Raw genomic sequence first — 7,853 nt, 5'->3', positions numbered from 1 at the left:
GCCCCCCCGCCCGGGCGGGGGGGGTGGCCCCGGCGGGGCCCCCCCCCCCCCCGGGCGCCCCGGGGGGGGGGGGGGGCCCCGCCCCCCCCCCCCCCGCAACGGCGCCGCACCCGGATACGAAACGGGCGGCCCCGGACCAACCGTGGTCCGGGGCCGCCCGCCGTTTCCGACTAGCTGTGCGCGCGCAGCAGCGACCGCATCGTCCGCATCGCCACCGACAGGTTCGCCAGGTCGAAGTCGTCCGAGCCCCGGATCTCGTCCAGAGTCGTCCGCGCCCGGCCGATCAGCGCCGCGTTCTTCTCCTCCCACGCCTTGAAGCGCTCCTCGGGAGTCGAGTCCCCGTTGCCCACGGACAGGACGTCCGCGGTCAGGGCCCCGTGCGCCGCGAAGAGGTCCTCGCGGATGGAGGCGCGGGCCATGGACTGCCAGCGGTCGGACCGCGGCAGTTCGATGATCCGGTCCATCAGCTGGGTGATGTCCAGGCGGTCGGCGAGGTCGTAGTACACCTCGGCGACACCCAGCGGGTCCACACCGGTGCGGTCGGAGATCGCGACGATGTCGAGCGTCGGGAAGGCCGACGAGAACCCGGCGACCTTCGCCGCCAGCTCCTCCGGGACGCCCTCGCCCGTCAGCTCGTCCAGGATCGACTGGTACCACTCCAGGTCGGCGCCGCGCACCAGCTTCGGCAGCTCCGCCCACACCTCCGCGACCCGCGCCGAGAAGAAGTCGATGGTCTCGGTGATCTGGAGCGGCTGCGGCCGGTTGTTCAGCAGCCAGCGGGTACCGCGCTCGACCAGACGACGCGAGTGCAGCCGCACCCGGGTCTGGACGTCGGCGGCGACCTTGTTGTCGAGCGCCTCCACCGCGTCCCACACCTCGGCCAGGCCGAAGATCTCACGCGCGGAGAGCTGAGCCCGGACGATCTCCTCCAGGGAGGCCCCGGTCTCCTCGCGCAGGCGGTGCAGGAAGGTCGAACCACCGGTGTTGACGGTGTCGTTGACCAGGAGCGTGGTGATGATCTCGCGGCGCAGCGCGTGCGCGTCGATCTGCTCCGGGAACTTCCCCCGCAGAGCGCCCGGGAAGTACGCGTGGAGCAGGCGCCGCAGGTACGGGTCGTCCGGCAGCTCGGTGTGGATGAGCTCGTCCGCCACCGTGATCTTGGTGTAGGCGAACAGGACGGCCAGCTCCGGCTGGGTCAGGCCCCTGCCCGTGTTGAGCAGCTCGCGGATCTGGCGGTCGGCGGGCAGGAACTCCAGCTCGCGGTTGAGCAGCCCCTCGCTCTCCAGGCGGCGCATGAAGCGCTGCTGGGCGTGGAGCAGGCTCGGGGCCTGCGCCGAGCCGTTGGCGAGCGCGGTGTTCTGCGCGTAGTTGTTGCGCAGGACGAGCGAGCCGACCTCGTCGGTCATCTCGGCGAGCAGCTTGTTGCGCTGCTTGACGGTCATGTCCCCGTCGGCGACGACCGCGTTGAGCAGGATCTTGATGTTCACCTCGTGGTCGGAGGTGTCCACGCCCGCGCTGTTGTCGATGGCGTCGGTGTTGACCTTGCCGCCGTGGTGGGCGAACTCGATCCGGCCGAGCTGGGTCAGGCCCAGGTTGCCGCCCTCGCCGATGACCTTGGCCCGGACCTCGGAGCCGTTGACGCGGATGGCGTCGTTGGCCTTGTCGCCGACGTCCGCGTGCGTCTCGGCCGTGGCCTTGACGTACGTGCCGATGCCGCCGTTCCACAGCAGGTCCACGGGGGACTGGAGGATCGCCTTCATCAGGTCGGCCGGGGTCATCTTGGTGACGCCCGCCTCGATGCCGAGGGCCTCGCGGACCTGGGCGGTGATCGGGACGGCCTTCGCGCTGCGCGGGTGGACGCCGCCGCCCGCCGAGATCAGCGAGGTGTCGTAGTCCGCCCACGAGGAGCGCGGCAGGTCGAACAGGCGGCGGCGCTCGGTGTAGGAGGTGGCCGCGTCCGGGTGCGGGTCGATGAAGATGTGCCGGTGGTCGAAGGCGGCGACGAGGCGGATGTGCTCGGACAGCAGCATGCCGTTGCCGAACACGTCACCGGACATGTCGCCGACGCCGACGACCGTGAAGTCCTGGGCTTGCGTGTCGTGGCCCAGCTCGCGGAAGTGCCGCTTGACGGACTCCCACGCGCCGCGGGCCGTGATGCCCATGCCCTTGTGGTCGTAGCCTGCCGAGCCGCCGGAGGCGAACGCGTCGCCCAGCCAGAAGCCGTAGGACTCCGCGACGCCGTTGGCGATGTCGGAGAAGGTCGCGGTGCCCTTGTCGGCGGCGACGACGAGGTAGGTGTCGTCCTCGTCGTGGCGGACGACGCCCTTCGGCGGCACGACCTCGCCGGCGACCATGTTGTCGGTGATGTCGAGCAGCGCCGAGATGAAGATCTTGTACGAGGCGATGCCCTCGGCGAGCCACGCGTCGCGGTCCACCGACGGGTCGGGGAGGTTCTTGGCGACGAAGCCGCCCTTGGCGCCGACGGGCACGATGACGGTGTTCTTGACCATCTGCGCCTTGACCAGGCCGAGGATCTCCGTACGGAAGTCCTCGCGGCGGTCGGACCAGCGCAGGCCGCCTCGGGCGACCTTGCCGAAGCGCAGGTGGACGCCCTCGACGCGCGGGGAGTAGACCCAGATCTCGAAGGCCGGGCGGGGCGCCGGCAGGTCCGGGATGGCCTGCGGGTCGAACTTCATCGACACGTACGAGTGGGGCTCGCCCGCGTCGTTCAGCTGGAAGAAGTTGGTCCGCAGGGTCGCCTTGATCAGCGTCAGGAAGGAACGCAGGATGCGGTCCTCGTCGAGCGAGGCGACCTGGTCCAGGGCCCCGTCCAGCTCCTCCAGCATGGCGTCGACGAGCTCGCTGCCGGCGGCCTGGCGGCCGGGCGACATCCGCGCCTCGAAGAGGGAGACCAGCAGCCGGGTGGTGTGGACGTTGTTGCGGAGGGTGTCCTCCATGTAGTCCTGGCTGAAGGTGGAGCCGGCCTGGCGCATGTACTTGGCGTACGCGCGCAGGACGACGGCCTGCCGCCAGGTCAGCCCGGCGCCCAGCACCAGGGTGTTGAAGTTGTCGTTCTCCGCTTCGCCCTGCCAGACCGAGGCGAAGGCCTCCTGGAACCGCTCGCGGGCGTCGTCGCCGAGGTAGTTGTCCCCGTTGCCGGTGGAGAGCGGCATCCGCAGACCGAAGTCGTAGATCCAGGCGCTGACCCGGTCGGAGCGGCGCAGCTCGTACGGGCGCTCGTCGGTGACCTCGACGCCCAGGCGCTGCAGCACGGGCAGGACCGCGGACAGCGAGACCTGCTCACCGGTCCGGTAGATCTTGAACCGGCGCTCGCCGGGGCCCGCGCCGACCGGCTCGTACAGGGAGAGCGCGAACGGGCGGTCGCCGGCGGCCAGCTTCTCCAGGTGGCACAGGTCGGCCACGGCCGCGCGCGGCGAGTGGTCGGCCTTGTAGCCCTCGGGGAAGGAGGTGCCGTAGCGGCGCAGCAGTTCGGCGGCGCGCTCCTCGCCGAGCTCGGCGACCAGGGCCTCGGAGAAGCCGTCGGCCCAGGAGCGGGCGGCGTCGACGAGGCGGCCTTCGATGCGCTCGACGTCGGACTCGGTCAGGACCGGCAGTTCCTTGCCCTGCGGGACGCGGACGACGAAGTGGATGCGGGAGAGGATCGACTCGGTGTTCCAGGCGGTGAAGTCGACGCTGATGCCGTCGAGCTCCTCCCTGAGGATGTCCATCAGCCGCAGCCGGACGCCCGTGGTGAAGCGGTCGCGCGGCAGGTAGACGAGGGCCGAGTAGTAGCGCCCGTACTCGTCCTGGCGCAGGTACAGCCGCAGCCGGCGGCGCTCCTGCAGGTACAGGACGGAGGTGACGATGGCCTGGAGCTGGTCGACGGGGGTCTGGAACAGCTCGTCGCGCGGGTACGTCTCCAGGATCTGCAGCAGGTCGCGGCCGTCGTGGCTGTGCGGCGCGAAGCCGGCGCCTTCGAGGACCTCGGTGACCTTGCGGCGGATGACGGGGACGCGGCGCACGGACTCGGTGTAGGCGGCCGAGGAGAACAGGCCGAGGAAGCGGCGCTCGCCGACGACGTTGCCGTCGGCGTCGAACTTCTTCACGCCCACGTAGTCGAGGTACGAGGGGCGGTGCACGGTGGAGCGGCTGTTGGCCTTGGTCAGCACCAGCAGGCGGTGCTCGCGGGCCTTGGCGCGGGCGTCCGCGGGCAGCCGGTTGAAGGACGGCGAGACCGGGTGGCCGTCGTCCTTGCCGCTGTGGTGCGGGTCGGAGCGCAGGATGCCGAGGCCGGTGCCGGGCACGGCGGACAGGGCGTCGCCGTCGACGAGGTTGTACTCGCGGTAGCCGAGGAAGGTGAAGTGGTCGTCGGCGAGCCAGCGCAGCAGCTCGCGGGCCTCTTCGAGCTCGTACTCGCGCAGGTCCGGGGCGGTGGGCTCCTCGGGCAGGCCGTCGGCGATGCGCAGCGCGGCGTCGCGCATCTTCTCCCAGTCCTCGACGGACTCGCGGACGTCGGACAGCACCCGCAGCAGGTCGACGGTGATCTGCTTGAGGTCGGCGCGGTCGGTCTCGCGGTCGATCTCGACGTGGATCCAGGACTCGACGAGGGAGTCGTGGGGGCGCGCGGTACGGGGGCCGTGCGCGTCGCAGTCGGGGCCGAGGATCTCGATCAGCTTGCCGGTGACGTCACGGCGCACGACGACCTGCGGGTGGATCACGACGTGGATGCCGCGGCCCTGGCGGGACAGCTCGTTGGTGACGGAGTCCACGAGGAAGGGCATGTCGTCGGTGACGACCTCGACGACCGAGTGGCTGGAGGTCCAGCCGTTCTCCTCCACCGTGGGGGTCTGCACGCGTACGTTCGCGGTGCCCTGCGGACGCTTCTCGGCGATGCGGTAGTGCGAGAGCGCCGCCCCGAACACGTCGACCGGATCGCGGTCCGAGAGGTCCTCGGGGGCCGTGTGCAGGTAGTAGCGCTGGAGGTAGGAGAGCACCGTGTCCCTGTCGGGACGCTCTCCCTGCTCGGACCCAGTCGGAAGTAGCCCCCCGGCCGGGCTGTTCTCAGCTACCCGGGCCGCCCGTGCGAGCAGCTCGGCCTTTGCTTCGTCCAGCTTGGTCTGCATGTCCTCTGGCTCCTGTCGCGCGCCATTGCGTGACGTAGGTGAAGGAAGGAATGACGGAGTGCCGCCCGGGGGCGGGATGTCCGTCCGTGATCGATATCGACGCTAGGTCGTCGGGAAGGGCTGCCGGGAGGGAATCGGCCATGTTCGGCAGGAGGTCCCGGCAGCGGGAATCAGCGAAGGCCCGGGTACGGTCGTACGCCGGGCGCATGCCGGAGGCTCCAGTGCCGCCGATGACTATCGCGCTGATCACGGGTACAAGGCTATCTCGACCCACCCCCAGGTCGTCATTCACTGCATCTGTACAAATCTCGGGGTGGAACTTTGACACTCTGGCCAGCGACTGCGCCGGGCGTCCGTGCAGGCGGCCCGCGTCGGCCTTGTCCAGACGTTATTCGGCCAGTTCCCGAGCTGTCCGAACGGCCTCTGCCAGGGTGTCCACGACGGGTACACCGGCCGATTCCAGACTGGCGCGACTGTGGGACCCGCCCGTGTACAGCACGGCCCTGGCGCCGACGTGGGCGGCCGCGAGCGCGTCGTCCACGGCGTCTCCGATGAGGACCGTACGGCCGACCGTCACGCCCGTCCCGTCCAATGCGGCCATGTGGCGTACGAGGTGCCCCGCCTTGGAGGTGTGGGAAGGGCCGATCCGCCCGTCCACGCGCAGGAAGTGCCCGTCGATGCCGTGCGCCCGGACGAGCGGAACGAGCTTCTCGTGGGGCGCGAGGGACAGCAGGGACTGGGTGAGACCGGCCCGCTGCCACTCCTGGAGCAGATCGCGGGCGCCCTCGGCGAGCCCGGAGTCCTCGGCGGCGGCCCAGTAGTGCCGGTGGAAGGTGTCGTCCATGACGACCCATTCCTCATCGGTGGGCAGCCGCCCCATGAGCCGCTCGTAGAACTTGGGCACCGGCACGACGTACAGGTCGCGGTACGTCTCCAGGGTGATCGGCGCGAAGCCGAGCTCGGCGAAGGAGGCGTTGGTCGCGGTGATGACGGCGTCGATGTCGTGCAGCAGCGTCCCGTTCCAGTCCCAGACGATGTGGGCGCCCCGACTCGTCATCGCAACAGCCCCGGAATCTCCTGCACCCCGAACCACAGCAGCTCGTGGTCCTCGGCCCCGTCCACGGTGAACCGCGCGTCGTCGTCCCCGCCGTCGGCGGCCTCCATCGCGGCCGCGGCGGCGGCCACGTCCTCCCGGGCGTCATCGGCGTCCACGTGCACGGCGGCGGCCACGGTCAGCCGCACGGCGGCGGCCAGGCCGACCTGCCCGAGGGTGGCCTCGTCGACCCCCGGGGTGGCGCTGACGGCCTTGTCGTCCACGTCCACCGCGACGACGACCCGCTTGCGCGGAGCCGCTTCCTCCTGCGCCAGCATCCGCAGGGAGGCGGCGGCGGCCCGGCTCAGGGCGGCGTACTCCAGCTCCTCGATGTCATCGGACACGTACCACTCGCGCAGCCCGGGCGTGACGGCGTACGCACGCAGCGGGGCGGGCCCCAGCTCACCCGCCTTGTGCGCCTCGGCGAGCCCGGGGAGGGTCAGGGGGACGTACACGCGCATGGCCGGCTGCTTTCGGTAGTCGGAAACGCCCCCAGGATACGACTGTCACCCCGCGTCCGAGTGGGGGAAGGCCCCGGGGCCCCGGTACCCCTTCAGGGCGTTGGCCGCACCCGGCGCCCGTGCGCCCCGTATCCGTCGACGCCGACGGGCCGCGGCCTCGCCCCTGCGGCCGAGTGGGGGACGGCCCTCGTACCCCTTCGGGGCGTCGCGGCACGGTCCGCAACCGTCCACCTTCGTCCGCGGCGACGGCGGGCTGCGGCGCTGCGGGAGACCGCCACTCACTCGGATAGGTGAACCGGCCCGGGAGCAACCCCCGCGGCTCGCACGATTGCGCACCGTGACCGACACCCGTAGAAGTTCCCCCATCAAGTTACCGCCCGGTACTGATCCGGGCCCGGCCTGACGGGGGCAGATCGCCATGGACACCACCCTGCGCACGACGATCGGCGGGGAGGCCGCCCGCCGCCGCCCCGGCTCCCGGACCCGTACCCGCCCCGCCGGGCGGAACGACCAGCGCCGCCCTCCGAGCACCGTGCGGTTCGGCCCGCACCACTGGTTCGCCGACCGGCTGCTCGCGGTGGTCAGCGGCCGCCGCCCGGTCCACTCGCTCCTCGGCCACACCGTCGGCCCCGCCTACGACCAGCTGATCACCCTGGCCCCGGCGGACCACCTCCGCGCCCGCCTCAGCCCGGTGATCCGCCAGTGCGGCCGCTTCACCCCGGGCCCGGGCGTCATCGAGGCCTTCGCCCGCATCGCGACGGGCGACCGCATCACGGCGATGGCCTTCCGCCTGGAACAGGGCCCGGACCTCCGCTGGCGCTGCGCGGCGGTGGAACTCCAGGGCCCGGGCAACAACGCCGGCACGTAACCCCGGCCGGGACCACATCCAGCCCCACCGGCGCCACATCCAGCCCGCCAAGGCCACATCCAGCCCCACCGGCGCCACATTCAGCCCGCCAAGGCCACATCCAGCCCCACCGGCGTCACATCCAGCCCGCCAGGGCCACATCCAGCCCCGCCGGCGTCACATCCAGCCCGCCGGGGCCACATCCAGCCCCGCCGGCGTTTGAGGCGCAGGGTCCGGGGCGGAGCCCCGGCTGCGGCGCCGCAGCCGAACACGACCGCACGCCACAGCCACAGCCACAGCCACAGCCACACGCAACGCGGCCGGGGCCG

4 protein-coding genes are annotated in these 7,853 nt (G+C 71.6%); 1 reads left to right on the top strand and 3 read right to left on the bottom strand.

The annotated features are described in order from the left end of the window. Positions 1-170: 170 nt before the first annotated feature. The 3 genes from ACIQ5Y_RS38840 to ACIQ5Y_RS38830 form a co-directional block, all read right to left on the bottom strand. On the bottom strand, positions 171-5,123 hold the full coding sequence (locus ACIQ5Y_RS38840; protein WP_403891934.1) for an NAD-glutamate dehydrogenase: 4,953 nt from the start codon (positions 5,121-5,123) through the stop codon (positions 171-173). Between the two features lie 388 nt (positions 5,124-5,511). Next, complete coding sequence (locus ACIQ5Y_RS38835; protein WP_403891931.1) at positions 5,512-6,180, bottom strand: HAD family hydrolase; 669 nt, start codon at positions 6,178-6,180, stop codon at positions 5,512-5,514. Next, the gene (locus tag ACIQ5Y_RS38830) at positions 6,177-6,677 is read right to left on the bottom strand and encodes a DUF6912 family protein (RefSeq protein ID WP_403891928.1); all 501 of its coding nucleotides are present in this window, start codon (positions 6,675-6,677) and stop codon (positions 6,177-6,179) included. Before ACIQ5Y_RS38830 ends, ACIQ5Y_RS38835 begins: the two co-directional genes overlap by 4 nt. Positions 6,678-7,095: 418 nt before the next feature. Here ACIQ5Y_RS38830 and ACIQ5Y_RS38825 point away from each other — a divergent pair, with 418 nt between their 5' ends. After that, on the top strand, positions 7,096-7,545 hold the full coding sequence (locus ACIQ5Y_RS38825) for an Rv3235 family protein (RefSeq protein WP_403891925.1): 450 nt from the start codon (positions 7,096-7,098) through the stop codon (positions 7,543-7,545). Positions 7,546-7,853: the final 308 nt, after the last annotated feature.

It is taken from the genome of Streptomyces sp. NPDC096339 (assembly GCF_044762985.1).
GTDB lineage: Bacteria > Actinomycetota > Actinomycetes > Streptomycetales > Streptomycetaceae > Streptomyces.
Note: the sequence above shows the minus strand (reverse complement) of the source record. Positions and strands in the feature narration are given on the sequence as shown.

Excerpts from the sequence above, each read along its gene's own strand:
- ACIQ5Y_RS38840 (WP_403891934.1), bottom strand. The coding sequence starts at position 5,123 with ATGCAGACCAAGCTGGACGAAGCAAAGGCCGAGCTGCTCGCACGGGCG.
- ACIQ5Y_RS38835 (WP_403891931.1), bottom strand. The coding sequence starts at position 6,180 with ATGACGAGTCGGGGCGCCCACATCGTCTGGGACTGGAACGGGACGCTG.
- ACIQ5Y_RS38830 (WP_403891928.1), bottom strand. The coding sequence starts at position 6,677 with ATGCGCGTGTACGTCCCCCTGACCCTCCCCGGGCTCGCCGAGGCGCAC.
- ACIQ5Y_RS38825 (WP_403891925.1), top strand. The coding sequence starts at position 7,096 with ATGGACACCACCCTGCGCACGACGATCGGCGGGGAGGCCGCCCGCCGC.